The sequence below is a fragment of the Acidovorax sp. AC410 genome (assembly GCF_979253235.1).
The window spans coordinates 3,018,733-3,042,571 of record NZ_CEEDCG010000001.1 but is presented as its reverse complement, the minus strand read 5'-3'; the positions used below and the strand labels follow the sequence as shown (position 1 = coordinate 3,042,571).

At 67.4% G+C, this 23,839-nt stretch carries 29 protein-coding genes; 4 read left to right on the top strand and 25 right to left on the bottom strand.

Translation table 11 applies throughout. The annotated features are described in order from the left end of the window. Positions 1 to 135: 135 nt before the first annotated feature. Entirely contained in the window at positions 136 to 1,299 is a 1,164-nt protein-coding gene (locus tag AC0IZS_RS14155) for a Do family serine endopeptidase (RefSeq protein WP_471636192.1), read from the top strand. 215 nt (positions 1,300 to 1,514) lie between these two features. On the opposite strand, the gene tatC is transcribed toward AC0IZS_RS14155, so the two are convergent. From tatC to AC0IZS_RS14110, 9 genes are all read right to left on the bottom strand, one after another. Further along, complete coding sequence (gene tatC, locus AC0IZS_RS14150; RefSeq protein ID WP_471636191.1) at positions 1,515 to 2,321, bottom strand: twin-arginine translocase subunit TatC; 807 nt, start codon at positions 2,319 to 2,321, stop codon at positions 1,515 to 1,517. Between the two features lie 62 nt (positions 2,322 to 2,383). Next, positions 2,384 to 2,845, bottom strand: coding sequence for a Sec-independent protein translocase protein TatB (gene tatB, locus AC0IZS_RS14145; RefSeq protein WP_471636190.1), 462 nt, complete (start codon positions 2,843 to 2,845; stop codon positions 2,384 to 2,386). A 22-nt stretch (positions 2,846 to 2,867) separates the two neighbouring features. Next, complete coding sequence (gene tatA, locus AC0IZS_RS14140; RefSeq protein WP_471636189.1) at positions 2,868 to 3,110, bottom strand: Sec-independent protein translocase subunit TatA; 243 nt, start codon at positions 3,108 to 3,110, stop codon at positions 2,868 to 2,870. Between the two features lie 73 nt (positions 3,111 to 3,183). Next, positions 3,184 to 3,540, bottom strand: a complete 357-nt coding sequence (locus AC0IZS_RS14135; protein WP_471636188.1) for a histidine triad nucleotide-binding protein — start codon at positions 3,538 to 3,540, stop codon at positions 3,184 to 3,186. 45 nt (positions 3,541 to 3,585) lie between these two features. After that, positions 3,586 to 4,626, bottom strand: a complete 1,041-nt coding sequence (locus AC0IZS_RS14130) for a patatin-like phospholipase family protein (RefSeq protein ID WP_471636187.1) — start codon at positions 4,624 to 4,626, stop codon at positions 3,586 to 3,588. Next, positions 4,619 to 5,005, bottom strand: a complete 387-nt coding sequence (locus tag AC0IZS_RS14125) for a DUF4870 family protein (RefSeq protein ID WP_471636186.1) — start codon at positions 5,003 to 5,005, stop codon at positions 4,619 to 4,621. The genes AC0IZS_RS14130 and AC0IZS_RS14125 overlap by 8 nt, the downstream gene beginning before the upstream one ends. Next, positions 5,002 to 5,379 carry a phosphoribosyl-ATP diphosphatase gene (locus tag AC0IZS_RS14120; RefSeq protein WP_471636185.1) on the bottom strand — a complete coding sequence of 126 codons (378 nt, stop codon included), beginning with the start codon at positions 5,377 to 5,379 and terminating at the stop codon, positions 5,002 to 5,004. The genes AC0IZS_RS14125 and AC0IZS_RS14120 overlap by 4 nt, the downstream gene beginning before the upstream one ends. Positions 5,380 to 5,383: 4 nt before the next feature. Continuing rightward, complete coding sequence (gene hisI / locus AC0IZS_RS14115) at positions 5,384 to 5,782, bottom strand: phosphoribosyl-AMP cyclohydrolase (RefSeq protein WP_471639526.1); 399 nt, start codon at positions 5,780 to 5,782, stop codon at positions 5,384 to 5,386. A gap of 107 nt (positions 5,783 to 5,889) precedes the next feature. Then, positions 5,890 to 7,575 (bottom strand): RCC1 domain-containing protein, encoded by a 1,686-nt coding sequence (locus AC0IZS_RS14110; protein WP_471636184.1) that lies wholly within the window; start codon positions 7,573 to 7,575, stop codon positions 5,890 to 5,892. A gap of 166 nt (positions 7,576 to 7,741) precedes the next feature. Between AC0IZS_RS14110 and AC0IZS_RS14105 the strand changes: the two genes are divergently transcribed. Continuing rightward, positions 7,742 to 8,431: a response regulator gene (locus AC0IZS_RS14105; RefSeq protein WP_471636183.1), complete on the top strand. Its 690-nt coding sequence runs from the start codon at positions 7,742 to 7,744 to the stop codon at positions 8,429 to 8,431. Between the two features lie 14 nt (positions 8,432 to 8,445). Beyond that, positions 8,446 to 10,428 (top strand): sensor histidine kinase, encoded by a 1,983-nt coding sequence (locus AC0IZS_RS14100; RefSeq protein ID WP_471636182.1) that lies wholly within the window; start codon positions 8,446 to 8,448, stop codon positions 10,426 to 10,428. Between the two features lie 12 nt (positions 10,429 to 10,440). Here the strand turns inward: AC0IZS_RS14100 and AC0IZS_RS14095 are convergent, their stop codons facing one another. The 9 genes from AC0IZS_RS14095 to AC0IZS_RS14055 form a co-directional block, all read right to left on the bottom strand. After that, entirely contained in the window at positions 10,441 to 11,022 is a 582-nt protein-coding gene (locus AC0IZS_RS14095) for a hypothetical protein (protein ID WP_471636181.1), read from the bottom strand. Further along, the gene (hisF, locus tag AC0IZS_RS14090; RefSeq protein ID WP_471636180.1) at positions 11,022 to 11,822 is read right to left on the bottom strand and encodes an imidazole glycerol phosphate synthase subunit HisF; all 801 of its coding nucleotides are present in this window, start codon (positions 11,820 to 11,822) and stop codon (positions 11,022 to 11,024) included. Before hisF ends, AC0IZS_RS14095 begins: the two co-directional genes overlap by 1 nt. A 38-nt stretch (positions 11,823 to 11,860) precedes the next feature. After that, positions 11,861 to 12,601 carry a 1-(5-phosphoribosyl)-5-[(5-phosphoribosylamino)methylideneamino]imidazole-4-carboxamide isomerase gene (gene hisA, locus AC0IZS_RS14085; RefSeq protein WP_471636179.1) on the bottom strand — a complete coding sequence of 247 codons (741 nt, stop codon included), beginning with the start codon at positions 12,599 to 12,601 and terminating at the stop codon, positions 11,861 to 11,863. Positions 12,602 to 12,663: 62 nt separating this feature from the next. Beyond that, complete coding sequence (hisH, locus tag AC0IZS_RS14080) at positions 12,664 to 13,332, bottom strand: imidazole glycerol phosphate synthase subunit HisH (protein WP_471636178.1); 669 nt, start codon at positions 13,330 to 13,332, stop codon at positions 12,664 to 12,666. 54 nt (positions 13,333 to 13,386) lie between these two features. Beyond that, positions 13,387 to 14,022 (bottom strand): imidazoleglycerol-phosphate dehydratase HisB, encoded by a 636-nt coding sequence (hisB, locus tag AC0IZS_RS14075; RefSeq protein ID WP_305741935.1) that lies wholly within the window; start codon positions 14,020 to 14,022, stop codon positions 13,387 to 13,389. After that, positions 14,019 to 15,131, bottom strand: a complete 1,113-nt coding sequence (gene hisC, locus AC0IZS_RS14070; protein WP_471636177.1) for a histidinol-phosphate transaminase — start codon at positions 15,129 to 15,131, stop codon at positions 14,019 to 14,021. The genes hisB and hisC overlap by 4 nt, the downstream gene beginning before the upstream one ends. Continuing rightward, entirely contained in the window at positions 15,128 to 15,583 is a 456-nt protein-coding gene (locus tag AC0IZS_RS14065) for a PIN domain-containing protein (RefSeq protein WP_057205060.1), read from the bottom strand. The genes hisC and AC0IZS_RS14065 overlap by 4 nt, the downstream gene beginning before the upstream one ends. Further along, positions 15,580 to 15,804, bottom strand: a complete 225-nt coding sequence (locus AC0IZS_RS14060; protein ID WP_057205247.1) for a hypothetical protein — start codon at positions 15,802 to 15,804, stop codon at positions 15,580 to 15,582. The genes AC0IZS_RS14065 and AC0IZS_RS14060 overlap by 4 nt, the downstream gene beginning before the upstream one ends. Before the next feature lie 49 nt (positions 15,805 to 15,853). Beyond that, positions 15,854 to 17,305 (bottom strand): aminotransferase-like domain-containing protein, encoded by a 1,452-nt coding sequence (locus tag AC0IZS_RS14055; RefSeq protein ID WP_471636176.1) that lies wholly within the window; start codon positions 17,303 to 17,305, stop codon positions 15,854 to 15,856. 183 nt (positions 17,306 to 17,488) lie between these two features. Between AC0IZS_RS14055 and AC0IZS_RS14050 the strand changes: the two genes are divergently transcribed. Then, the gene (locus tag AC0IZS_RS14050) at positions 17,489 to 17,845 is read left to right on the top strand and encodes a DUF2917 domain-containing protein (protein ID WP_471636175.1); all 357 of its coding nucleotides are present in this window, start codon (positions 17,489 to 17,491) and stop codon (positions 17,843 to 17,845) included. Between the two features lie 9 nt (positions 17,846 to 17,854). Here the strand turns inward: AC0IZS_RS14050 and hisD are convergent, their stop codons facing one another. The 7 genes from hisD to AC0IZS_RS14015 form a co-directional block, all read right to left on the bottom strand. Next, on the bottom strand, positions 17,855 to 19,237 hold the full coding sequence (hisD, locus tag AC0IZS_RS14045; protein WP_471636174.1) for a histidinol dehydrogenase: 1,383 nt from the start codon (positions 19,235 to 19,237) through the stop codon (positions 17,855 to 17,857). A 41-nt stretch (positions 19,238 to 19,278) separates the two neighbouring features. Continuing rightward, entirely contained in the window at positions 19,279 to 19,923 is a 645-nt protein-coding gene (gene hisG / locus AC0IZS_RS14040) for an ATP phosphoribosyltransferase (RefSeq protein WP_369819501.1), read from the bottom strand. A gap of 29 nt (positions 19,924 to 19,952) precedes the next feature. After that, entirely contained in the window at positions 19,953 to 21,245 is a 1,293-nt protein-coding gene (gene murA, locus AC0IZS_RS14035; protein WP_471636173.1) for a UDP-N-acetylglucosamine 1-carboxyvinyltransferase, read from the bottom strand. Between the two features lie 47 nt (positions 21,246 to 21,292). Continuing rightward, positions 21,293 to 21,535 carry a BolA family protein gene (locus AC0IZS_RS14030; RefSeq protein WP_471636172.1) on the bottom strand — a complete coding sequence of 81 codons (243 nt, stop codon included), beginning with the start codon at positions 21,533 to 21,535 and terminating at the stop codon, positions 21,293 to 21,295. A gap of 79 nt (positions 21,536 to 21,614) precedes the next feature. Next, entirely contained in the window at positions 21,615 to 22,370 is a 756-nt protein-coding gene (locus tag AC0IZS_RS14025) for an ABC transporter permease (RefSeq protein WP_471636171.1), read from the bottom strand. Beyond that, entirely contained in the window at positions 22,367 to 23,323 is a 957-nt protein-coding gene (locus AC0IZS_RS14020) for an ABC transporter ATP-binding protein (protein ID WP_471636170.1), read from the bottom strand. The genes AC0IZS_RS14025 and AC0IZS_RS14020 overlap by 4 nt, the downstream gene beginning before the upstream one ends. Before the next feature lie 230 nt (positions 23,324 to 23,553). Continuing rightward, positions 23,554 to 23,829 (bottom strand): STAS domain-containing protein, encoded by a 276-nt coding sequence (locus tag AC0IZS_RS14015; RefSeq protein ID WP_471636169.1) that lies wholly within the window; start codon positions 23,827 to 23,829, stop codon positions 23,554 to 23,556. Positions 23,830 to 23,839 lie beyond the last annotated feature (10 nt).

The following is a 23,839-nucleotide window of genomic DNA, read 5'->3' as shown; positions in this document are numbered from 1 at the left end:
CTATTGTCGCGCGGGTGCGTGGCCCCAGATAGTCACGGATGGCACGCATGGAGGACAATGTCAGCCCGGCACAGGCTGCACGCCCGTGCCGTGACCGCCACCGATCATTTTCCAGGCCCTCCCCTTCCAAATCCCATGAAGCGCATCTGGCTGCTGTTTTCCCAAACCGTGACGGTGCTCGTCGCGGCCTATTTCGTGGTGGCGACCCTGCAGCCCGGCTGGCTGGGGCGTGGCAACGTCCGCTCGGGCGCCGGTATCGCGCTGATCGAGGCACCCGCCAATACCTCCTCTGCAGGCCAGCAGCCTGCCGCCGGCAGCTTCAGCAGTGCCGCGCGCAAGGCCGCCCCGGCCGTGGTGAGCATCAACACCAGCAAGGCCGTGCGCCACCCGCGCAGCAACGACCCGTGGTTCCAGTTCTTCTTTGGCGACCAAGGCAACAACAGCCAGCAGCAGCAGGCGGGCCTGGGCAGCGGCGTGATCATCAGCCCCGATGGCTACATCCTCACCAACAACCATGTGGTGGAAGGTGCCGACGAGATCGAGGTCACGCTCACCGACAGCCGGCGTGCCCGCGCGCGCGTGATCGGCACCGACCCCGACACCGACCTGGCGATCCTGCGAATCGAGCTCGACAAGCTGCCCGTCATCGTGCTGGGCAACTCGGACACTCTGGACGTGGGCGACCAGGTGCTGGCCATCGGCAACCCCTTCGGCGTGGGCCAGACGGTGACCAGCGGCATCGTCAGTGCCCTGGGCCGCACCCAGCTCGGGATCAACACCTTCGAGAACTTCATCCAGACCGACGCGGCCATCAACCCCGGCAACTCGGGCGGCGCTTTGGTGGACGTCAATGGCAACCTGCTGGGCATCAACACCGCGATCTACTCGCGCTCGGGCGGCAGCATGGGCATCGGCTTCGCCATCCCGGTGTCCACGGCCCGCCTGGTGCTCGACGGCATCGTCAAGGACGGCCAGGTCACGCGCGGCTGGATCGGCGTGGAGCCCAACGAGCTCTCGCCCGAGCTGGCAGAAACCTTCGGCGTAAAGGCTTCCGAAGGCGTCATCATCACCGGCGTGCTGCAGGACGGCCCCGCCGCCCAGGCCGGCATGCGCCCGGGCGACGTGATCGTGAAGGTCGACGGCAAGAACGTGGGCAATGTCTCCGAACTGCTCACCGCCGTGGCGGCCCTCAAGCCCGGCACGGCCGCCCCTTTCAACGTCAAGCGCGCCGATGCCCTGGTGGAGCTGAACATCACCCCGGGCCTGCGCCCCCGCCCTCAGCGCAATGTGAGAAGGTAGGCCCCCGAGGCGCTTCACGCCATCCCGCGTGGGGAACTTCCAGAGCAAGCGCCGCATCCGCAGCCTGGCGGCCCGTGCACAGGGGCATTGGCATGGGCCGAACCGACTTCAAAGGTCGGCCGCTACCGAGGTCATTCCAATAAAAAAGCAACTGTCGCACTTGGCAGCAGTTGCTTTTCTTTGATCCATCCCATCGCGGGAAGGATGGCGCCCTGTCAGGAGGAAGAGGAGGACGACGAGGCCGTGCTCTCAGCGTCTTCCGGCGCTTTGGTGTGCTTGATGAAGATCTGCGCGGCCCAGATGCCCACCTCGTAGAGAATGCACATGGGCACGGCCAGCGCGAGCTGCGATACCACGTCCGGTGGCGTCACGATGGCCGCGACGACAAAGGCACCGACGACGAAGTAACCGCGAAAGCTTTTGAGCTTTTCCACACTCACGATGTTCATGCGTGCCAGCACCACCACGGCGATCGGAACCTCGAACGCCAGGCCGAAGGCCAGGAACATCGAAAGCACAAAGCTCAGGTAGGCCTCTATGTCAGGCGCAGCCGTGATGCTCTTGGGCGCAAAGCTCTGGATGAAAGCGAACACCTGCCCGAACACGAAGTAGTAGCAGAACGCCACGCCGATGAAGAACAGCAGCGTGCTCGATACCACCAGCGGCAGCACCAGCTTCTTCTCGTGCGAATACAGGCCCGGCGCCACGAAGGCCCAGACCTGCCACAGCACGAAGGGCAGCGCCATCAGGAAGGCCGACATCAAGAGGATCTTGAGCGGCACCATGAAGGGCGAGATCACCGAGGTGGCGATCAGCGTGGCGCCCTTGGGCAGGTGGGCCACAAGAGGGGCCGCGAGGAAGTCGTAGAGCGCGCCAGGGCCTGGAAAGAAGAACAGGATCGCCGCCGCAATGGCGATGGCGATGATGGCCTTGACCAGCCGGTCGCGCAGCTCCATCAGGTGCTGCACGAACGGCTGCTCGGTGCCGGCCAGTTCGTCTTCTTTGGGGGGAGTTTCGGACATGTTGGATTTTCAGGGGCGTGGGGGCCGCCCATGCAGCGCGCACCGGAGGCCGCGCGGCATCGTCAATGGAATTTCTGGGGCCGGTACCGGGCGACGCGTGCCGCGCCGGACTGGGCCTTGGTGCGCACGCCGCTGCGCGACTTGTACCACTGGGGCGTGGCGCCGCGCTTGAGGCGCCAATTCTTGCCGGGGTGCTTGTAGGCGGGCACCACCACCGCGGACTCGAAGGGCTCGGTGGTGCTCATGTCCGTCGCTGCGGCCCAGTCCTTCTCGAACTCGCTGGCGCCGGTCTGGATGGACTGCTGCACGTCGCGTGCGGCGCCCTCCACCGTGTCCTTCATCTTGCGCAGCTCATCAAGCTCCATGGAGCGGTTGACCTCGGACTTGACGTCGGCCACGTAGCGTTGGGCCTTGCCCAGCAAGGTGCCCACCGTGCGGGCCACGCGCGGCAGCTTTTCGGGGCCGATGACGATCAACGCCACGGCGCCGATCAGCGCCATCTTGGACAGGCCAATATCAATCATGAAGCAGGCGTCCGCTCAGCGCTCAGCTCTTTTGCTTGGCTTCGACGTCGATGGTGGTCTTGTCGGCTGCCTGGCTGGCAGTCACCTGGCCAGCGGGAGGATTGACAGCACCGCTGTCTGCCGTGGAACCGTCCTTCATGCCGTCCTTGAAGCCCTTGACCGCGCCTCCGAGATCGGAGCCCATGTTCTTGAGCTTCTTGGTGCCGAACACCATGACGACGATCAACAGCACGATCAGCCAGTGCCAGATGGAAAAAGAGCCCATGGAAAATCTCCTAACGAATTGCAATCATTTTAGACCCGGCCCGTGACCAGAGTTCACGGACCGTCAGTTCAGGTCAGCCTTTGAGCCACGGGCGCGGACCACCCATCACATGGATGTGCAGGTGGTGGATTTCCTGCCCACCTTCAACCCCCGTGTTTACCACGATGCGAAAACCGCCATCCGGGTAGGGATTGCAGCCCTGCTCCTGGGCCAGCTTCGGTGCCAGCACCATCATGCGCCCCAGCAGGCCTGCATGCTCTGCGGAAACCTGGGCCATGGAAGGGACATGCAGCTTGGGAACCATCAGGAAGTGGATGGGTGCCGACGGATGGATGTCGTGGAAGGCAAACACTTCCTCGTCTTCATAGACCTTCTTCGAAGGAATCTGGCCCGCGGTGATTTTGCAGAAAAGGCAGTTCGGATCGTGCATGGTGGATGGAAGGAACGGGTTTCGGTGGCCCCAAGGCCTGTTCATTCACGCATTGTCGGTGATCTTGATGCTGGGCCGCACCCCGACGTCCCTGCGATGCGCCTTCATCCATTTCTTGCCCGCCTCGCGCCCGAGCTCGAACAGCTGGCGCACGAAGGCCGTGTCGGCGCGCGCCTTGCTATCGGCACCAAAGGAGGCCAGCACCTTGCCCCCGTCGATGCGGTGCATCAGCACGTTCTTGTAGCGGCGCGCGTCGAGCTTGCCCTCGGCCAGCAGCCGGCGCACGAATTCGATGGCGCGCAGCTCGGCCAGCAGGCTGGCGTTGAAGGTCACCTCGTTCATGCGCTCCATGATCTCGTGCGCGTTGTCAGGTACGGTCAGGTGCTCGATGGGGTTGATCTGCACCAGCAGGATGTCCGAGGTCTCGGTCTGGTAGATCAGCGGGTGCAGGGCCGGGTTGCCTGAGTAACCGCCGTCCCAGTAGTGTTCGCCATCGATCTCCACGGCCTTGAAAACCATGGGCAGACAGGCTGAGGCCATCACGGCATCGGCGCTCAGCCGCGGGCCAGAGAAGATCTCGCCGCGCCCCGTGCGCACGTTGGTCGCGCAGACAAACACCTGGGGCACCACGGTGCCGATGCTGGCGCGGGTCGAGCACAACAGGCTGAAATCCACCTCTTTTTCGAGCAGCTTGCGCAGCGGGTTGAAGCCGAGCGGATTGGTCTGGTAGGGCGAGAACCACTGCGCCATCATGCCCATCAGGGGGTTGGCCGCCGACAGCGGCGTCCCCCACGTCAGGCTGCCCAGGGACCCCACCCCCTCCCACAACCGGGCAAGGGCCTGTCTGGCCAGCACGCAGCCGGCCGCATGGGCCTCGACAGGGTCCTTGTGGGCCTGTGCCGCCTGGGCAAAGCCATGGGCCAGCGCCACGGCATTCATGGCGCCAGCGCTGGTGCCGCTGATCCCGTCGAGCTGCCACTGCCCGTCTTCGAGCAGGACATCCAGCACGCCCCAGGTCAGCGCGCCGTGCGAGCCCCCGCCCTGCAGCGCCAGGTTCAGGCGCTGAGGCGCATGGGGTTCAGCCATCCACTGCCTGGTTCTTGCTCATGGCCAGCATGCCGCGCACGATGCGGTACAGGAACCACAGCGAGATGATGCCCCAGGCGATCCAGCCGGGAATGATGAAGAACAGCCACAGCGGCGCGGTCACCGCGTACAGCACGCCCGCCCAGATCACCGAGCGGATGCGCCAGGAGAAATGGTTCTCCTGCCAGGTGCCCTCGGCATCGCCGCGCTTGACGAGGTCGAGCACCAGGGCGATGACCAGCAGCAGCGCGCTGGCCTGCGTGCCCGGCAGCACGGCGCCCAGGGCCACGATCAGGTGCAGCGCATAGCTGACCCAGCCGATGTTCTTGAGGCTTTCGGCCTTCTGGTCATTGGTTCGCACGTCGATGATGTCGCTCATGGGGATTCTTCCTCGTGGGCTGCACGCGCAACGGCCTTGCGCAGGGCTTTCTCCTCGATGCCGCTGGTGCCTTCGCGGCGCTCGAGCTCGGTGACCACGTCGGCCGGCGACAGGCCATAGTGGGCCAGCGCGATCATGGAATGGAACCACAGGTCAGCCACCTCGTAGACCAGCTTGCTGGCATCGGCCCCATGGTCCACGTCCTTGGCGGCCATGACCACCTCGGTGGCCTCCTCACCGATCTTCTTGAGAAAGGCATCGGGGCCCTTGTGCAGCAGGCGCGAGACATAGCTCTTCTCGGGGTCGCCGCCGTTGGCGGGTTTGCGGCTTTCGATGACGGCCGCCAGGCGGGCCAGGGAATCGTTGGAGCTCATGGTCTTATTTGTAGATGGATTCGGGGTCTTTCAAGACCGGATCGACGGCTTTCCATGCACCGTCCTTGAGCACGCTGAAGAAACAGCTGTGGCGGCCCGTGTGGCAAGCGATGCCGGGCGCGTGGCCCAACTGGGTCACCTTGAGCAGCACCACGTCGTTGTCGCAGTCCAGGCGGATCTCGTGCACGGTCTGCACATGGCCCGATTCCTCGCCCTTGAACCACAGTTTGCCGCGCGAACGGCTGAAGTACACGGCACGGCCGAGTTCCGCCGTCTTCGCAAGGGCTTCGCGGTTCATCCACGCAAACATCAGCACGTCGCCCGTGCCCTGCTCCTGCGCGATCACGGGCACCAGGCCCTGCGCATCCCATTTCACTTCGTTGAGCCAGTTCATGGCCCGGATTGTCGGCGATTTGGTGGACCGGCCCGAATTGCGGGGCCCGGACCAGACAGGAAAACGGCCCCTCTGCGCCCTGGAGGGGCAGCGGGGCCGTGCAGACAAGCGGGCGCTCAGCGCAGATTCAGCACGTTGGAGTAGCGCCCCGAACGCAGCATCTCTGCCGCAGCAGCCTGGCCGTTCACGCCCAGCCCATAGCCCAGGATAACGATGCTGCCGGCCAGCGCGCTCAGGTCCATGCCATTGATGTTGAGCACCGGAGCCGAGACAGGCAATGCCCCGACATACAGCGCGGCCATGTAGAACGGGTTGTAGGGCACGAAATTGGACCGCGCGCCATCGAGCATGAGCAACTGGCCGTCGGGCAGCAGCAGGGCTACGAAGATCGCTCCAGGCTGGCCTGCGTGGGCTGCGGGCAGGGTCACGCCGGCCTTGGCCGTCAGGCTGGTGAGCGGCCCGCTCTGGGCGGTGCTGAACGCAGGCTGGTCGCCGGGGGCCGGGGTGCCCGTGCCGGGGGTGCCGCCGGAGCCCGGGTTGCCGGTATTGCCCGGATTGCTGCTGTTGTCCACCCCGGCGTTGAGCTGGATCGGCGTGGGCGTGCTCACGACACCGTTGGAGGTGGTCACCCCGTTGCCCAGCAGGCCGCCGTCGGTTCGGCCCCAGGTGTAGACCGCACCGTCGGGCATGAGCGCCGCCGCGGCAAAAGCACCCGTGAATACGTACGACACTGGGCCGGGCAGGCCCTGCACACGCACCGGCCCCGCCTTGGCATTGGCGGGCACGGAGTCCCACTTGGTAGAGACCGTCGTTCCGTCTCCCAGCAGGCCGTTGGCGCCCTGGCCGCACGCAAACACGCTGCCAGCACCGTCCACGAACAGCGCGGAGCCCCCGCCCGCGGCGATCTGGCGCAGGTTTGCGAGGTTCTTGATGGTGTAGGGCTGGGCCGCCGTCTGCGCATTCTCCTGGCCACAGGTCAGCACGCCGCTGCTGGTGTCGCCCCAGGCCAGCGCCTGGCCATTCTTGATGCCGTAGTACAGCCCGGCCGCGTTGCCCGTGGCCGTCGCGTCGATGAAAGCCAGGCCCGTGGGCCGGAGCGCCGTCACGCCCAGGGGGTCGGTGGCAGCGCTCACCGCCTGCATGGGGTTGTCGCGCACACTGTTGCTGCCCCAGCCGATCAGGCTGCCGTCCTGGCGCCGGCCGATCATCTGCGTTCCCGTCACGGCCAGTTGCACAATGCCGGTGGCACCGGCGACGGGCAGCGGCTGCCCCCGCTGCTGCGGGCCGTTGGGTCCCAGGCCCAGGTTGCCATAGCCGCTGTCATAGCCCCAGGCCCAGACCTGCCCGTTGCCGTCCGTGGCGTAGAGCGAGTAACCATTGGTCGCTGCCAGCACCGAGACGATGCCCGAGAGGCCCGGCACCTGGACGGGCTCGTAGCGGAACTGCCCGCCCGAGGTGTTGGAGCCGATCAGCCCGTCGGAGACATTGCCCCAGACCCAGACGCTTCCGTCGCGCTTGACGGCCGCCGACAGCTGCCCCCCTGCGGTCAGGGCAACCACGTCCGTGCCCAGCGAAGCGATCTTCGCCGGCGCGGGGTTGCTGCGGTCGGCCTGGCCACGGCCCAGTTGCCCGGAGTCACCGCGCCCCCAGGAGGTGACGCTGCCGTCGGCATGGAGCAGCAGCATGTGGTAGTCGCCGATGACGATGTGCGGGATGGCGGCCATCGCCGGACAGACCAGCCCGACCAATGCGCCGGCCAGCACGACGGCCCGGCGCAAGAACCTGTTCAAAGAATCAGCCATGGAGCAACTCCTGCAAGAGGGAAAGAAGGTGCATGGATTCTTCCGCCGCCGGCGTTCGCCGTCTGTCCCTCGAACACGGGACAAAACGGTTCATGTGCAAGCAGCTGTGACAGCAGGCCCCGCGTATCATGAAATGCACCGCCGAGCTTCCAAGGCCTGCCCATCCATGTCCGCTTTGCTCTCCGTGCTCGTGATCGAGGACGACCCGCTCTTCAGGCAGCGCCTGTGCGACAGCATTGCCGCCGCGCCCGACCTGCGCCTGGTGGGCGCTGCCGGCGACGCCGCCTCGGGACTGGCCCTGCTGGCCCGGCACCAACCACAGGTCCTGCTGCTGGACCTGGGCCTGCCCGACCTCAACGGCATCGAGGTGATCGCGCGCAGCGCGGGCGTCGCTCCCCATTGCGAGGTGGTGGTGGTCACCGTGTTCGGCGACGAGGCCCATGTCATGCAGGCGCTGGCCGCGGGCGCCACGGGCTATGTGCTCAAGGACACGCCGGCCCTGGACCTGGCCGAGATGGTGCGTGCCGTACATGCGGGCGGCAGCCCCATCAGCCCCGTGATCGCGCGCCGCCTGCTGACCCGGCTGGCGCCCGCCGGCCCGTCGCGCCAGCGCGTGCAGGCCGGCCCGCCGGAAACCGCGGCCAGCGAAGCCGACGCGGGCCTGCTCAGCGAGCGCGAATGCGAGATGCTCGGCATGGCCGCCAAGGGCTACAGCTACCGCGAGATCGCACAAATGATGGGCGTGACCCAGCAGACCGTGCTTACCTACGTCAAGCGCAGCTACCGCAAGCTGCAGGTGCATTCCCGCTCGGAGGCGGTCTACGAGGCCCGCAAGCGCGGGCTGATGGGCGACTGAAGCCCCGCTGCCCCGTGCTCGCCGTCGCCCGCCCATCCCGACCGCCATGCCGGCAGGCCCTGCGCTGGATCCTGGCTGCCAGCCTGGCCATGGCCCCCCTGCTGGCCCAGGCCCAGGCGGCCGCCCCCGAGGCCACGGAATCCATGTCGGTCACGCGCGTGGAACGCTGGGCACCCGCACCGGGCACCGAGCCCTCCATCGGCCCGCCGGCGGACGACGCTGCGCAGGGCACCTGGCAAGCGGTCGACCTGCCGCAGGCGGTACAGCGCCAGCCGATCACCCGCGCCGCCGTCAACCTGCCCCTGCCCACCGTCTGGTACCGCACTGCATGCCCGGCGCCCGTGGCGCAGGAAACCCTGGCCCTGTACCTGCCGCGCGTCAACGGTGGCCCGCTGCAGGTCTGGCTGCGCACCGCGCAGGGCACGCGGCAGTTGCTGGACAACAGTCCGGCCTGGCCCTCGCAATGGAACCAGCCTATCCAGCTGCGCCTGCCCGGTGCCGCCTCTCAATCCTCGCAGCCCGGCAGCAGCTGCCGGCTGTTCCTTGCACTGCCGCCGCGCGCCGACGGCAGCTATGCCCTGAGCCGCCTGTGGATGGGGCCGGAGCCTGAAGTCCAGGGCCTGTGGTCGGCGCGCCAGCGCTGGGTCGTCACCGTGCCCCTGGCGGCCAGCACCACGCTGGTCATGCTGGGCCTGTTCGCGCTGGCCTTCTGGTGGCGCCGCCGCCAGGACACGGCCTACCTGTACTTCGGGCTCGCGTCGCTGGCCTGGTGGTTCCGCAACCTGCACTACGGCATCGAGTTGCCGCAGAACCTCGACGCCCTGCGCTGGTTCTGGTGGGCCACCGATGCCTCGATGACCTGGGTCATGCTGCTGGTCTACCTGTTCTCGCTGCGCTTTGCGACACGCAGCTTCCCCTCTGTGGAGCGCCTGCTGCTGGGCTTTGCGCTGCTGGTCTCGGCCGCGTCGATGCCGGTGCTGCCCTGGGCGCTGGACACGCCGCTGCTGCTGCATGCTGCCAATACGCTGGTGGCAATGGGCGTGACCCTGCTCATTGCCTGGTCGGCCTGGCACGGCAGCCGCGAGTTGCGCGTGCTGGCAGTGGCGCTGTGCATCTGCCTGGGCCTGGGCGTGCATGACCTGGCGCTGCTGCAGCTGCGCATCTCGCCCGAGAGCCTGTACCTGATGCCCTACGCCATGGTGCTGGTGCTGGGCGCCTTCCTGTATGCCGTGAACCGCCGCTATATCGGCGCGCTGGAGCACGCGGAAGGCGCAGCCCAGGTGCTGCAGGACAAGCTCTCGGAACAGCAGCGCGCACTGCAAGGCAACTTCGCCCTGCTGGCCGAGGTGGAGAACGAGCGCGTGCGCCTGACGGAGCGCCAGCGGCTCACGCGCGACATGCACGACGGCCTGGGTGCGATGCTGGTGTCGTCGCTCGGCCAGATCGAGCAGGGCCGCCTGTCACAGGGCGAGATGGCCCAGGTGTTGCGCGAGTGCCTGGAAGACCTGCGCCTGACCATCGATTCGATGGAGCCCATCGACCAGGACCTGACCACCCTGCTGGCCACCCTGCGCCAGCGCGTGGGCCACCGCCTGGCACAGGGTGGCATCACCCTGCACTGGCACATGGACGACCTGCCGCCCCTGCCCTGGCTTGACGCCCCCGCCGCGCTGCACGTGCTGCGCATCGTGCAGGAGGCGCTGGCCAACGTGGTCAAGCATTCCGGGGCGTCCAATGTCACGCTGTCGGCCACGCTGGACGCGGGAGCAGGGGTGTGCGTGCAGATCGAGGACGACGGGCGCGGGCTGCAGGCCAGGCCGGATGGGAACCAGGGCCGTGGGCTGGGCCACATCGAGGAGCGCGCACGGCAACTGGGCGGCCATGCGCGGATCGTGCTGGGGGCCGGGGGCGGTACGGTGGTGCAGCTGTGGCTGCCGCTGCAGGGTCCGCCCCCTTTGGCGGAGGGGTTCAGGCATTCGCGCTGGCCTGCACCCTGACCGTTCAGGGTTTCAGGGCTTGGCCACCGTCAGGAAGACCCGCTTGCGGTCCCAGTTCTTGCGGCCCAGGTACTTGATGGCGATCACATAGCGGCCGGGCGGCAGGAAGTCCTGCGTCAGCGTCTCCTGCTGCGTAACCACGGGCTGGCCGTTCACGCGCACGCTCTGCTGCGCCACCATTTCGGTTTCGCTCTCCAGGTCCTGGCCGTCAAGGCCGTAGACCGTGACGTCAGGCTCTTCCTTTTCTTCGCCCACATGGGGCAGGCCCATGGCGTTGGGGCGCGTGAGCACATCGAGCGCCACCTTGCCGTCCACCGGTTCGCGCACGATCCAGTAGACCTCGCGCACGTTGTCGTTGAGCTCGGCCAGGAGGGCCTTGAGCTTTTCGTACTCGGCCTTGTCGGCAATCACCTGCACCGCCTTGCCGCCGATGGTCGCGTCAAAGCAACGACCGATGCGGTCCACGCAGGGAATGCGGTCGAAATAGCCGCGCGCATAGGACGGCGCCGGCACCTGCTGTGCTGCGGCTGGCATGGCGGCAAAGCCGGCGCACAGGGCCATGGCAGCGGCCAGGGACCGCAGGGAGCCCCTCATCACAGCCGCACCGGGATGCCGCGCCCCGCCATGTGCAGCTTGGACTGGCCCACGGTGTATTCGCCGTAGTGAAAGATGCTGGCGGCCAGCACCGCATCGGCACCGCCGATCTGGATGCCGTCGGCCAGGTGGTCGAGGTTGCCCACGCCGCCCGAGGCGATCACGGGCACGCTCACCGCATCGCTCACCGCGCGCGTCAGCGCCAGGTCGAAGCCGGCCTTGGTGCCGTCGCGGTCCATGCTGGTCAGCAGGATCTCGCCCGCGCCGCGACGCGCCATCTCGGTGGCCCAGGCCACCGCGTCCAGGCCGGTGTTCTTGCGCCCACCATGGCTGTACACATCCCAACCCGGGCCCACGGGCTGGCCGTCGGCGCCGGTGCGCCGCGCGTCCTCTTCGGAGCGGCGCTTGGCGTCGATGGCCACCACGATGCACTGCGCACCGTACCTGTCCGAAGCGGCATTGATCACGTCGGGGTCGGCGATCGCGGCCGAGTTGAAACTGGTCTTGTCGGCGCCCGCATTGAGCAGGCGGCGCACATCGGCCACCGTGCGCACGCCGCCACCCACGGTGAGCGGAATGAACACCTGGCTGGCTACGGCTTCGATGATGGGCAGGATCAGGTCGCGGCCATCGCTGGTGGCGGTGATGTCGAGGAAGGTCAGTTCATCGGCGCCCTGCGCGTTGTAGCGCGCGGCGATCTCGACGGGGTCGCCCGCGTCGCGCAGCTCGACGAAATTGACGCCCTTGACCACCCGGCCTCCGGTCACGTCCAGGCAGGGGATGATGCGTTTGGCAAGCATGTCAGAGGTCCAATGGGGCGGCGCTGCCGCCCCGGGGGTTATCCATTCAGTTCGTCGGCGCGCGCCTGCGCGGCCGCGAAATCGAGGTCGCCGCTGTAGATGGCGCGGCCGCAGATCACGCCTTCCACGCCCTCGCCCTCGACGGCGCACAGTTGCTCGATGTCGGCCATGTTCGACAGGCCGCCCGAGGCGATCACGGGAATGCTCAGCGACTGCGCGAGCTTGACAGTGGCATCGATGTTGATGCCCGAGAGCATGCCGTCGCGGCCGATGTCGGTGTAGATGATGGACTCGACGCCCCAGTCCTCGAACTTCTTGGCCAGGTCCACAACCTCATGGCCGGTGAGCTTGCTCCAGCCGTCGGTGGCGACCTTGCCATCCTTGGCATCGAGGCCGACGATGATGTGGCCGCCAAAGGCGCTGCAGGCGTCCTTGAGGAAGCCCGGGTTCTTCACGGCCGCCGTGCCGATGATCACGTAGCGCAGGCCGCCGTCGATGTATTTCTCGATGGTGTCCAGGTCGCGGATGCCGCCACCGAGCTGCACCGGGATGTCCTCGCCCACTTCCTGCAGGATGGACTTGATCGCGCTGAAGTTCTTGGGCACGCCGGCAAAGGCGCCGTTCAGGTCCACCAGGTGCAGACGGCGTGCGCCAGCCTCCAGCCACTTGCGCGCCATGGCGGCAGGGTCTTCACCAAAGGTGGTGGATTGGTCCATGTCGCCTTGCTTGAGGCGTACGCAGTGGCCGTCCTTGAGGTCGATGGCGGGAATGAGCAGCATGGTGGGTTCGGGTGAAAAAGGGCGAGGCCGGGCTCGGCCCGAACAGGGTTGAAAATGAAAACTCAGGGGTTCCAGTGCAGGAAATTGCGGTACAGCGCCAGGCCGTGCTCCGCACTTTTCTCGGGATGGAACTGGGTGGCAAAAATATTATCGCGTGCAATCGCTGCGGCGAACACACCGCCGTAGTCGGCTTCGCCAGCGCAGTGCGCTGCATTCTGCGGCCGGGCATAGAAACTGTGCACGAAATAGAAGTAGCTGCCGTCAGGCACGCCGGCCCATACCGGATGTGCCGCACCGCCGTGCGCCACCTGGCGCACCTGGTTCCAGCCCATCTGCGGCACCTTGAAGCGGCTGCCATCGGGCTGGGTGCGGCCGGCCAGGTCGAACTTGCGCACCTCGCCAGGGATCAGCGACAGGCCGGGCGTGTCGCCCTCGGCGCTGTGGTCCAGCAGCATCTGCATGCCCACGCAGACGCCGAACATCGGTTTGCTGGCAGCAGCTTCGAGCACGGACTGCTGCAAGCCCGAATCGCGCAGCTCGCGCATGCAGTCGGGCATGGCGCCCTGCCCCGGCAGCACGATGCGCTGGGCGGCGCGCACCTCTTCAGGGCGCGAGGTGACGACCACGGTCCAGCCCGAGCCTTCTGCTGCGGCCTGCACGGCCTGCGACACCGAGCGCAGGTTGCCCATGCCGTAATCGACCACGGCGACGGTTTTTGCTTCCATATTCATAGCTATCGGCGCTTGACGAAAAATCGGTAGCGGCCTTTTTTCAGCGTGTGGGGATCAGAGACTGCCCTTGGTGGACGGAATGGTGCCGGCGGCGCGCGGGTCGCGCGTGAGGGCCGAGCGCAGCGCGCGGGCAAAGGCCTTGAACACCGTTTCGCACTGGTGGTGCGCGTTGATGCCCTTGAGGTTGTCGATGTGCAAGGTCACGCCCGCGTGGTTCACGAAGCCCTGGAAGAATTCGTAGGTGAGCTGCGTGTCGAAGCCGCCGATGCTGCCCGCGGTGAACGGGATGTGCAGGTGCAGCCCGGGGCGGCCCGAGAAATCGACCACCACGCGGCTCAGCGCCTCGTCCAGCGGCACATAGGCATGGCCGTAGCGGGTGATGCCCTTCTTGTCGCCCACGGCGCGCGCGAAGGCCTGGCCCAGGGTGATGCCCACGTCTTCCACCGTGTGGTGGCCATCGATGTGCAGGTCGCCGTCGCAGTCGACCTCCAGGTCGATCAGCCCGTGGCGGGCGATCTGTTCGAGCATGTGGTCGAAAAAGCCGATGCCGGTGTGCAGCTTGGCCTGGCCGGTGCCGTCGAGGTTGATGCGCACGGTGATGTGCGTCTCGGCGGTGTTGCGGCTGACCTCGGCGGTGCGGTCGGCCTGGGGATCGGTCGAGGCGGAGGTTACGAGTGCAGAAGAAGTCATAGGGAGGCTTGGAGCGCAGCAAGCATCTGCGCGTTGTCATCGGCGTTGCCCACCGTGAGGCGCAGGCAGTTCACCAGCATGGGGTGCATTGTAGAAACGTTCTTGACGAGGACCTTGCGCTTTTTCATGCCCTCGCAGGTTGTGGCGGAATCGGCCACACGCACGAGCACCATGTTGGCCTCGCTGTCCCAGCACTTTTCGATGCCCGGCAGGGCCCTGAGGGCCTGCACCAGCAGTGTGCGCTGGGTGCGCAGTTCGGCCGCCTGCTCGGCGAACACGTCCGTGTGCTCCAGCGCGAACAGGGCCGCCTCGCAGTTGAGCACGCTCACGTTGTAGGGCGGGCGCACCTTGTCGATCTCGGTGCTCACGGCCGCTGGCGCGATGAGGTAGCCCAGGCGCACCCCGGCCAAGCCGAACTTGCTGAGCGTGCGCATGAGCAGCACATGGGCGTTGCGCGCCGGTTCGGCGCGCATGCGGTCGATCCAGGTGCGGCTGGCAAAGGGCTGGTAGGCCTCGTCCATCACCACGAAGCCGCCCTGCGCGCCCACCGCGTCGATGATGCGCTGCACGGCGCCCTCGTCCCACAGGGTTGCCGTGGGGTTGTTGGGGTAGGCGATGTAGGTGATGGCCGGGCGGTGCTGGGCGATGGCGGCCAGCATGGCCGGCTCGTCGAGCTCGAAATCGGGCGTGAGCGGCACGCCCACAAAATCCAGGCCCTGCAGCTGTGCGCTCAGCGGGTACATCACGAAGCCCGGCATGGGCGCCAGCATGGTGGCGCGCTCGCCGGGCTGGGCGCAGGCCAGGGCCAGCAGGGTGATGAGTTCGTCCGAGCCATTGCCCAGCACGATGCCGTGGCCCTCGGGCATGCCGGCGTACCTGGCCAGGGCAGCCTTGAGGTCGTTCAGGCGCTCACCGGGGTAACGGTTCAGCGCCAGCGCGCCCAGGCGCTGGCCCAGCGCGGCCTGCAGGTGGGCGGGCAGGCGAAACGGGTTCTCCATCGCGTCCATCTTGAGCATGCCGGTGGACGGCTGCACGCCATAGGCATGCATGGCGCGCACGTCGGCACGGATGCGGTTCAGGGCGGCCAGAGGCGGGGCAGTGGAGGTCATTCAGCGGTGTCCAGTTCGTGGGGGGCGACAAGAAAAGGGTTGACGGCGCGCACGGCATCGAAGACCTGGTCGTGCGGCAGTGCTTCGGTGAGCAGGTAGCGGCAGCCCTGCTGGTGGGCGGAGGAAACGATGAGCGCGTCCCAGTAACCCAGGCCGTAGCGGTCCTGCAGGTCCCAGGCGCCGTCCACGGTGTAGGCGTCGAGGTGCGGCGGCAGCCACACGCGCAGGCGCCGCACCTGGGCGCGCACCAGGGGCACGGTGCGTGGCCCCTCGAAGCGCTGGATGGCCTGGTTGTACAGCTCGTTGAGCACCTGGGAGCTGATGCGCCCGCTGCGCGTCTGCCAGCAAAAGCCCAGCCACTCTCGGGCCCGCGCCTGGCGCACCGGGTCGCGGTCGTCCACGCTGGCCAGCAGCAGCTCGGTGTCGACGAACAAGGGCACGGTGCTGCTCATCGCTGGAACAGGATTTCGCGCGGCACATAGGGGCCGCTGGAAGCGCCCCAGCTCTCGAAGCCCAGCGCCTCGCGCATGGCCTGGGCGTAGGCGTCTTCCTGGCGCATCTTTTCGGCCAGCCACTCGCCCACCAGGCGCGACACGCTGCTGCCGCGCTTGGCGGCTTCGATGCGCACCCATTCGGCGGCGGCGTCGTCCATGGTGATGGTGACGTTTTTCATGGGATCCATATTACACGAACTTCGTGTTTCACGAAGTTCGTGTAAAAAATCAGGCCGCTTTTCGGGTGATGGCCTGGAGCACGCGACAGGCCATGTCACCCACCTTGCGCAGGGCCATCAGGTGTTCCGGGGTCCAGTCGCCCCCCACGCCGATGCGCAGGCAGTTGCGAAAGCGCCCACTGGCGCTGAATACCGTGCCGGGCGCGATCAGGATGTGCTCGGCCAGGCAGGCCTCGTGCAACTGCACCGAGTCGAGTGCGCGCGGCAGCTCCACCCACAGCAGCATGCCGCCGGGCGGGTCGCTGACCCGCGTACCCGGTGGAAAGTGCGCGCCGATGATGTGGCGCACCTCATCGAGCCGCGCCGCTGCGGCAGCGCGCAGCTGGCGCATGGCGGCCGCATGCCCGCTCTGGTTGATCAGGTCGGCCAGCGCCAGCTCCAGCACGGCCGACTGGCCGCCGGCCTGCATGTCCTTGATGCTGCGCAGTTGCTCTGTCCAGCGCCCGGCCTCGACCCAGCCCAGGCGCAAGCCGGGGGCCAGCGTCTTGGAGAAAGAGTCGCAGAGCATCACGTGGCCTGTGGTGTCATAGGACTTGACGGTGCGGCGCATCTCGTCAGACTCGGCCAGATCGGCGTAGATCGCGTCTTCGATCACGGCCATGCCGTGGCGCGCGGCCATCTGCGCCAGCCGCCGGCGCTCGGGCTGGGGCATGCAGCTGCCCAGCGGGTTGCTCAGCGTGGGCACCACCATCAGGGCCTTCACGGGCTGCGTATCGAGCGCAAGCTGCAGCGCATCGAGCGAGATGCCGTGGCGCGGGTGCGTGGGGATCTCCAGCGCCTTGAGGTGCAGGCCCTGCAGCACTTCGAGGAAGGAGAAATGCGTGGGCGACTCCAGCGCCACCACGTCGCCCGGCTGGGTGACGGCGCGCAGGCACAGGGCGATGCTGTCCATGCAGCCGCCAGTGATCACGATGTTCTCGGGGTCCAGGCTACAGCCCAGGCCCACGGCATAGCGCGCCAGGGCGCGCCGCGCCTCTTCCTGCCCGGCGGAGGACGGGTAGGTACACAGCAGTTGGCGGTTGCGCTGCACGGACCGCACCACGGCGCGGCGCACGCGGTCGGGGTTGAGCATGTCGGGCCCCGGCGTGCCGCTGCTGAAGGAGAGCATGTCCACCGGCTGGGCACGGCCCATGATGCGCTGACCCAGCCAGTCCACCGACACTTCGCGCGGGCGGCGCAGCGGGCGCGGGGTGGTGGGCTCGGGCAGGTTCACCGGGCGCGCCGCCACGAAGAAACCCGAGCGCGGACGCGCGGTGATCAGGCGCGCATCCTCGAGCCAGTGGTAGGCCTGCACCACGGTGCTCTGGGCCACGCCGCGCTGGCGCGCCAGCTCGCGCACCGAAGGCATCTTCTCGCCGCGCGCCAGGGTGCCGTTGCGCACCAGTTCGGCCAGCTGGGCTGCGATCTGCAGGTAGAGGGGAGTGGTTTCCACGGCGTCCATGGCTTCATTCTGTACTGGCAGAACCTGCGTTGACCAATACAGATTGGCCTCAGTCAATACGACACAGAACCCCACGGCGGGGAATCTGTACTGCACCAGCTCGCCTCATGCTGTGGCTGGTGGCCCGGGACCCGGGCGCGCACAGTGCAAGGCATGAACTCACTTCACACCCCCTCCCCCGCTTTGCCCACTGTCCCACCGCTGCGGCCGCAGGCCCTGGCGCTGCAGTGGAACCGCCAACCCCTGCCGCCACCGCAGGCGGTGCAGACACTCGAATTCCGCGCCGGCGAAACCGCCTTGCTGGAAGTGGAGCAAGGCCGGGTCTGGGTGACCTGCGACGGCCTGCTCGAAGACTATTTTCTGGAAGCCGGACAACGCCTGAGCTTCACCGGGCCGGTGCGGCTGCGTGTGAGCGCCGAGGGCCAGTGCCCTGCGCGTCTGAACTGGGCCTGCCTGCGCGCCAGCGATGCGGCCAGCCGCGCCGCCACCCCGCAGGCCGGTGCGCACCCCGCTGCAGGCCTGCGCATGCGCGCGGCCTGAAGCCAGCCGTCAGCCCCGCGCTGGCGGCACCGGCACGAGCCGCAGCTCGGCGGCGCGCGCGTGGGCCTGCAGGCCCTCGCCATAGGCGAGTTCAGCCGCAATGGTGCCCAGCGCCTGGGCACCGGCCTCGCTCACCTCGATGAGGCTGCTGCGCTTCTGGAAGTCGTACACCCCCAGCGGCGAGCTGAAGCGCGCCGTGCCGCTGGTGGGCAGCACGTGATTCGGGCCAGCGCAGTAGTCGCCCAGGCTCTCGCTGGTGTAGGCCCCGAGGAAGATGGCGCCCGCGTGGCGCAGCAGCGGCTCCCAGCGGTGCGGCTCGCTGCTGCTCACCTCCAGGTGCTCGGGGGCGATGCGGTTGCTGATGGCGCAGGCCTCTTCCATGCTGCGCGTGTGGATCAGCGCGCCCCGGCCGTTCAGGCTCTTGGCGATGATCTCGGCGCGGGGCATGGCGGGCAGCAGGCGGTCGATGGCCTCCTGCACGGCGTCGATGTAGGCCGCATCGGGGCACAGCAGGATGCTTTGCGCCAGTTCGTCGTGCTCGGCCTGGGAGAACAGGTCCATGGCCACCCAGTCGGCCGGGGTGCTGCCGTCGGCCAGCACCAGGATTTCGCTGGGGCCGGCGATCATGTCGATGCCCACGGTGCCGAACACGCGCTTCTTGGCGCTGGCCACGTAGGCATTGCCCGGACCGGTGATCTTGTCCACCTTGGGCACCGTCGCTGTGCCATAGGCCAGCGCAGCCACGGCCTGCGCACCGCCGATGGTGAAGGCGCGCGTGACCCCGGCCACGTAGGCCGCGGCCAGCACCAGCTCATTGCGCTCGCCCTTGGTGGATGCCAATTGCGCGCCCGAGCCCCCGGTAGCGACACTGCCGCGCACGGGCGTGGGCACCACCATGATGATCTCCTGCACGCCGGCCACGTGGGCGGGGATGGCGTTCATGAGCAGGCTCGACGGGTAGGCCGCCTTGCCGCCGGGCACGTAGATGCCCACGCGATCGAGCGGGGTGACCTTCTGGCCCAGCAGGGTGCCGTCTTCGTCGCGGTAGCTCCAGCTCTCACCCGAAGCCTTCTTCTGCGCCTCGTGGTAGGTGCGCACGCGCTTCGCCGCTGCCTGCAGCGCTTCGCGCTGGGCGGCGGGAATGGCGTCGAAGGCAGCCTTGAAGTCGGCCTGCGTCAACTCCAGCGCGGCCATGGACTCGGCGGCCAGGCCGTCGAAGCGGGCCGTGTAGTCGAGCACGGCGGCATCGCCGCGCGCCTGCACGTCGGCCAGGATATCGGCCACGCGCTGCTCGATGGCCGCATCCGTGTCGGCGGACCAGTGCAGGCGATCGCGGAAGGCGGCTTCGAAATCGGCGCTGTCGGTGCTCAGGCGGATGGGCTTGGCTTGCATGGCTCTAGGGTCTCTGTCGCAGTGGGAAATCGGTGATTCGTTCAGGCGCGCGCCGCAGTGGCTGCGGCAAACGCATCGATGATGCGGCGCAGCGGGGCCTGCTTGAGCTTGAGCGCAGCCTGGTTGACCACCAGGTAGGAGCTGATGTCCATGATGCGCTCGACTTCCACCAAGTGGTTGGCGCGCAGGGTGTTGCCGGTGGACACCAGGTCGACGATGGCGTCGGACAGGCCGATCAGCGGGGCCAGCTCCATGCTGCCGTAGAGCTTGACCATGTCCACATGCACCCCCTTGGTGGCGAAGAAGTCGCGCGCGATGGAGGTGTACTTGGTGGCCACCTTCAGGCGCGAGCCCTGCTTGACGGCGCGCTCGTAGTCGAAGTCGTTGCGCACGGCGACGCTCACGCGGCACTTGGCGATCTGCAGGTCCAGCGGCTGGTACAGGCCCTGGCCGCCGTGCTCGATGAGGGTGTCCTTGCCGGTCACACCGATGTCGGCGCCGCCGTACTCCACGTAGGTGGGCACGTCGGTGGCACGCACCAGCACCACGCGCACGTCGGGCTGGTTGGTGGGCAGGATGAGTTTGCGCGACTTCTCGGGGTCTTCGAGCACCTCGATGCCGGCAGCGGCCAGGAGCGGCAGGGTTTCGTCGAAGATGCGGCCCTTGGACAGGGCGAGGGTGATCATGGTCATACGGGTTCTCTGAAAAGGGGCGCTCAGGACATGCGCTCGATGTCCGCTCCGATGCCGCGCAGCTTGGCTTCCATGCAATCGTAGCCACGGTCCAGATGGTAGATGCGGTCCACCACGGTCTCGCCGTCGGCCACCAGGCCTGCAATCACCAGGCTGGCCGAGGCGCGCAGGTCGGTGGCCATCACGGTCGCACCCGACAGCGGCGGGTCCACAGCTTCGGCATTGCCCAGCCCCTCGATCACGGCCACCTTGCCATCGGTCTGGATGCGGGCGCCCAGGCGCACCAGTTCGTCCACATGCATGAAGCGGTTCTCGAAGATGGTCTCCATCACCGTGGAGGTGCCCTGCGCCACGCAGTTGAGGGCCATGAACTGGGCCTGCATGTCGGTCGGAAAGCCCGGATATTCGGTGGTGCGGAAACCCTGGGCGCGCAGCTTGCCGGCACCAGGGCTCTGCACCCGGATACCGCCATCCACGGCCTGCACCTGCACACCGGCCTCGCGCAGCTTGTCGATCACGGCATCGAGGTGGTCGGCGCGGCCATGGCGCAGCACCACATCGCCGCCCGTGGCGGCCACCGCGCACAGGAAGGTGCCGGCTTCGATGCGGTCGGCCACCACGCGGTGCGTGCAAGCATGCAGGCGCTCCACGCCCTGGATGCGGATGCGGCTGCTGCCGTGGCCCTCGATCTTCGCGCCCATGGCGATCAGCATCTCGGCCAGGTCAATGATCTCGGGCTCCTGCGCTGCGTTCTCCAGCACCGTCTCGCCCTCGGCCAGCGACGCGGCCATGAGGAAGTTCTCGGTGCCGGTCACGGTCACCATGTCGGTGGTGATGCGCGCGCCCTTGAGGCGCGTGGCGCCGGCGGGTAGCCTGGCGATCATGTAGCCGTGCTCGACCACGATCTCGGCACCCATGGTGGCCAGGCCCTTGATGTGCTGGTCCACCGGGCGCGAGCCGATGGCGCAGCCGCCGGGCAGGGACACCGTGGCCTCGCCAAAGCGCGCCAGCAGGGGCCCCAGGGCCAGCACCGAGGCGCGCATGGTCTTGACCAGCTCGTAGGGGGCCTCGGGCGTATTCAGCGCGCTGGCGTCGATGCGCACCGTGCCATCTGGCGTGCGCTCAGCCGCCACGCCCATGTTGCGGATCAGGGTGAGCATGGTGCTCACGTCCTGCAGCTGGGGCACGTTGAGCAGGGTGACGGGGTCTGCCGTGAGCAGCGCGGCGCACAGTTCGGGCAAGGCGGCGTTCTTGGCGCCGGAGACCAGCACCTCGCCCTGCAGGGTGCGGCCACCACGGATGAGGAGTTTGTCCATCACGAAACCAGTGAAAAAGAAAATTGGAGGTGCCGGGTTGTAGCCGCTCAGCGCGGCTGCGCCGCCCATTCGGCGGGCGTGAAGGTCTTCATGGACAAAGCATGCACCTCGTCCGTCTGCATGCGCGTGCCCAGCGTGGCGTACACGCGCTGGTGGCGCTGGATGAGGCGCTTGCCCTCGAATTCGGTCGAGACGATGGTGGCGTACCAGTGGCGGCCATCGCCCTGCAGGTCGATGTGCTCGCAGGCCAGGCCGGCGGCGATGAGGTCTTGGAGTTGGTCGGCGGTCATGGGTGGGGCGTGGTTGTCTGCATCATCCGGGGCGGGCGGCAAGGGTACCGCGAACCGCCCCCGGGCGGGTCAGTATCGGTCAATGGCGGATCTTGTAGCCCGTGCGCAGCAGGTGCACGGCCAACCAGCTCACCGCGAGCCAGGCCACGCCGACGATTCCAAGGCTGAGCCAGGGCGAAGTGTCGCTCTGGCCGAAGAAGCCATAGCGAAAGCCGTCGATCATGTAGAAGAACGGGTTCAGGTGGCTCACGGTCTGCCAGAACGGCGGCAGGGACTGGATGGAATAGAACACGCCGGACAGGAAGGTCATCGGCACGATCACAAAGTTCTGGAACGCCGCCATCTGGTCGAACTTGTCGGCCCACAGCCCGGCGATGAGACCCAGCGTGGCCAGCAGCGCGGCGCCCAGGAAGGCGAACGCCAGGATCCACAGCGGTGCGGCGAACTCGGGCCGCGCGAAGGCGATGGTCACCAGGAACACCCCCAGCCCCACGGCCAGCCCGCGCACGATGGACGAGCCCACGTAGGCCACAAACCAGGCCCAGTGCGACAGGGGCGTGAGCAGCACGAACACCAGGCTGCCCATGATCTTGCTCTGGATCAGGCTCGACGAGCTGTTGGCGAATGCGTTCTGCAGCACACTCATCATCACCAGGCCTGGCACCAGGAAGGCGGTGTAGCTGATGCGGTCATAGACCTTCACATGGTCTTCGAGCACGTGGCCGAAGATCAGCAGGTACAGCACGGCGGTGAGCACCGGGGCGGCCACGGTCTGGAAGCTGACCTTCCAAAAGCGCAGCACCTCTTTGTAGAACAGGGTCTGCCAGCCGGTCATGCGCGCACCTCCACGGGCGCCGCAGTGGGCGCTGGCGGGGGGTGGGATGAGGAAGTGCCGGCCATCACCTGCAGGAACACGTCCTCCAGGTCGGGGCGGCGGATTTCCATGTCATGCACTTCGACACCGGCAACGCGCAAGGCGGCCAGGTGCTCTTCGATCTCGCGCGCATCGTGGGCCGGGATCTGCACGATGCGGCCGGTGACGCGCGCCAGGCGCGCCAGCGTGGGCGGCAGGTCCACGTCGGCCTTGAACTGCAGCACGTTGCCCGAGGCGGCTTTGAGCAGGTCGCTGGTATCGGCCAGGGCCACCACCTGCCCGGTCTTGAGCATGGCGATGCGGTTGCACAGGGCCTCGGCCTCTTCCAGGTAGTGCGTGGTGAGCAGCACGGTGTGCCCTTCCTTGTTCAGGCGGGCGATGAATTGCCACAGCGTCTGGCGCAGCTCCACATCCACCCCAGCGGTGGGCTCGTCGAGCACAATGATGGGCGGCTTGTGTACCAGGGCCTGGGCGACGAGCACGCGGCGCTTCATGCCGCCCGACAACTGGCGCATGTTGGCATTGGCCTTGTCGGTGAGGCCCAGGTGGTGCAGCAGCTCGTCGATCCAGGCGTCATTGTTCTTGACCCCGAAGTAGCCGGACTGGATGCGCAGCGCCTCGCGCACGTTGAAGAAGGGGTCGAAGACCAGTTCCTGCGGCACCACGCCGAGCTTGCGCCGGGCTTCAGCGAAGTCCGCCTGCACATCGCTGCCCTGCACCAAGACACGGCCATTGCTGGGGCGCGCCAGGCCGGCGAGGATGCTGATGAGGGTGGTTTTACCGGCACCATTGGGGCCGAGCAGTCCGAAGAACTCCCCCTCCTCGATGTCCAGGCTGACCTGGTTGAGTGCCTGGAAAGGGCCTTTGGGCGTATCAAAGGTCTTGGAAACGGCTTGGAATGAGACTGCGGGCATGAGCCGCTGATTTTAAGGCCTGGTGCACAAACCTGCTGTGCCGGCCCCAGGAGCCCCTGCCTGGCAGCTCAGAGGCTGGGAATTTTTTGACCGTGCCCGAAAGGCGCGACACAACGCCCTGGATCTAGGCGCAAAGCGCAGCCATAGCTCGGGCTATAGCGAGCATTTGCAACGCGGAGCCGGGGCGTTTTGGCGAGCAAGGCGGGCATGGACGAAATATTCTCAGCCTCTCAGGCCGCAGGCAGCAGGCCTGCGACGCCGTAGAGGCCGGCCATGCTGGCCAGCGCTGCGGGCAGACCCTGCACGGCAAAGGTCTTGCGGTCCGAAAGCGCCTCGCGCCGGCACTCTAGCAGCACCGCCAGCGCGGATGTGTCGAACACGGCCAGCGCCTGGGCATCCACGACGACACTCGGCTCCTTGTGTACCTTGAGGCCCTGCAAGAGCATGCGCAGGCACGCCGGTGCCTGGCGATGGGTCAGCTCCTGGGGAAGGACCAGTACGGGCATGGAGGACGGC

Excerpts from the sequence above, each read along its gene's own strand:
- AC0IZS_RS14155 (WP_471636192.1), top strand. The coding sequence starts at position 136 with ATGAAGCGCATCTGGCTGCTGTTTTCCCAAACCGTGACGGTGCTCGTC.
- tatC (WP_471636191.1), bottom strand. The coding sequence starts at position 2,321 with ATGTCCGAAACTCCCCCCAAAGAAGACGAACTGGCCGGCACCGAGCAG.
- tatB (WP_471636190.1), bottom strand. The coding sequence starts at position 2,845 with ATGATTGATATTGGCCTGTCCAAGATGGCGCTGATCGGCGCCGTGGCG.
- tatA (WP_471636189.1), bottom strand. The coding sequence starts at position 3,110 with ATGGGCTCTTTTTCCATCTGGCACTGGCTGATCGTGCTGTTGATCGTC.
- AC0IZS_RS14135 (WP_471636188.1), bottom strand. The coding sequence starts at position 3,540 with ATGCACGATCCGAACTGCCTTTTCTGCAAAATCACCGCGGGCCAGATT.
- AC0IZS_RS14130 (WP_471636187.1), bottom strand. The coding sequence starts at position 4,626 with ATGGCTGAACCCCATGCGCCTCAGCGCCTGAACCTGGCGCTGCAGGGC.
- AC0IZS_RS14125 (WP_471636186.1), bottom strand. The coding sequence starts at position 5,005 with ATGAGCGACATCATCGACGTGCGAACCAATGACCAGAAGGCCGAAAGC.
- AC0IZS_RS14120 (WP_471636185.1), bottom strand. The coding sequence starts at position 5,379 with ATGAGCTCCAACGATTCCCTGGCCCGCCTGGCGGCCGTCATCGAAAGC.
- AC0IZS_RS14110 (WP_471636184.1), bottom strand. The coding sequence starts at position 7,575 with ATGGCTGATTCTTTGAACAGGTTCTTGCGCCGGGCCGTCGTGCTGGCC.
- AC0IZS_RS14105 (WP_471636183.1), top strand. The coding sequence starts at position 7,742 with ATGTCCGCTTTGCTCTCCGTGCTCGTGATCGAGGACGACCCGCTCTTC.
- AC0IZS_RS14095 (WP_471636181.1), bottom strand. The coding sequence starts at position 11,022 with ATGAGGGGCTCCCTGCGGTCCCTGGCCGCTGCCATGGCCCTGTGCGCC.
- hisF (WP_471636180.1), bottom strand. The coding sequence starts at position 11,822 with ATGCTTGCCAAACGCATCATCCCCTGCCTGGACGTGACCGGAGGCCGG.
- hisA (WP_471636179.1), bottom strand. The coding sequence starts at position 12,601 with ATGCTGCTCATTCCCGCCATCGACCTCAAGGACGGCCACTGCGTACGC.
- hisH (WP_471636178.1), bottom strand. The coding sequence starts at position 13,332 with ATGAATATGGAAGCAAAAACCGTCGCCGTGGTCGATTACGGCATGGGC.
- hisB (WP_305741935.1), bottom strand. The coding sequence starts at position 14,022 with ATGACTTCTTCTGCACTCGTAACCTCCGCCTCGACCGATCCCCAGGCC.
- hisC (WP_471636177.1), bottom strand. The coding sequence starts at position 15,131 with ATGACCTCCACTGCCCCGCCTCTGGCCGCCCTGAACCGCATCCGTGCC.
- AC0IZS_RS14065 (WP_057205060.1), bottom strand. The coding sequence starts at position 15,583 with ATGAGCAGCACCGTGCCCTTGTTCGTCGACACCGAGCTGCTGCTGGCC.
- AC0IZS_RS14060 (WP_057205247.1), bottom strand. The coding sequence starts at position 15,804 with ATGAAAAACGTCACCATCACCATGGACGACGCCGCCGCCGAATGGGTG.
- AC0IZS_RS14055 (WP_471636176.1), bottom strand. The coding sequence starts at position 17,305 with ATGGACGCCGTGGAAACCACTCCCCTCTACCTGCAGATCGCAGCCCAG.
- hisD (WP_471636174.1), bottom strand. The coding sequence starts at position 19,237 with ATGCAAGCCAAGCCCATCCGCCTGAGCACCGACAGCGCCGATTTCGAA.
- hisG (WP_369819501.1), bottom strand. The coding sequence starts at position 19,923 with ATGATCACCCTCGCCCTGTCCAAGGGCCGCATCTTCGACGAAACCCTG.
- murA (WP_471636173.1), bottom strand. The coding sequence starts at position 21,245 with ATGGACAAACTCCTCATCCGTGGTGGCCGCACCCTGCAGGGCGAGGTG.
- AC0IZS_RS14030 (WP_471636172.1), bottom strand. The coding sequence starts at position 21,535 with ATGACCGCCGACCAACTCCAAGACCTCATCGCCGCCGGCCTGGCCTGC.
- AC0IZS_RS14025 (WP_471636171.1), bottom strand. The coding sequence starts at position 22,370 with ATGACCGGCTGGCAGACCCTGTTCTACAAAGAGGTGCTGCGCTTTTGG.
- AC0IZS_RS14020 (WP_471636170.1), bottom strand. The coding sequence starts at position 23,323 with ATGCCCGCAGTCTCATTCCAAGCCGTTTCCAAGACCTTTGATACGCCC.
- AC0IZS_RS14015 (WP_471636169.1), bottom strand. The coding sequence starts at position 23,829 with ATGCCCGTACTGGTCCTTCCCCAGGAGCTGACCCATCGCCAGGCACCG.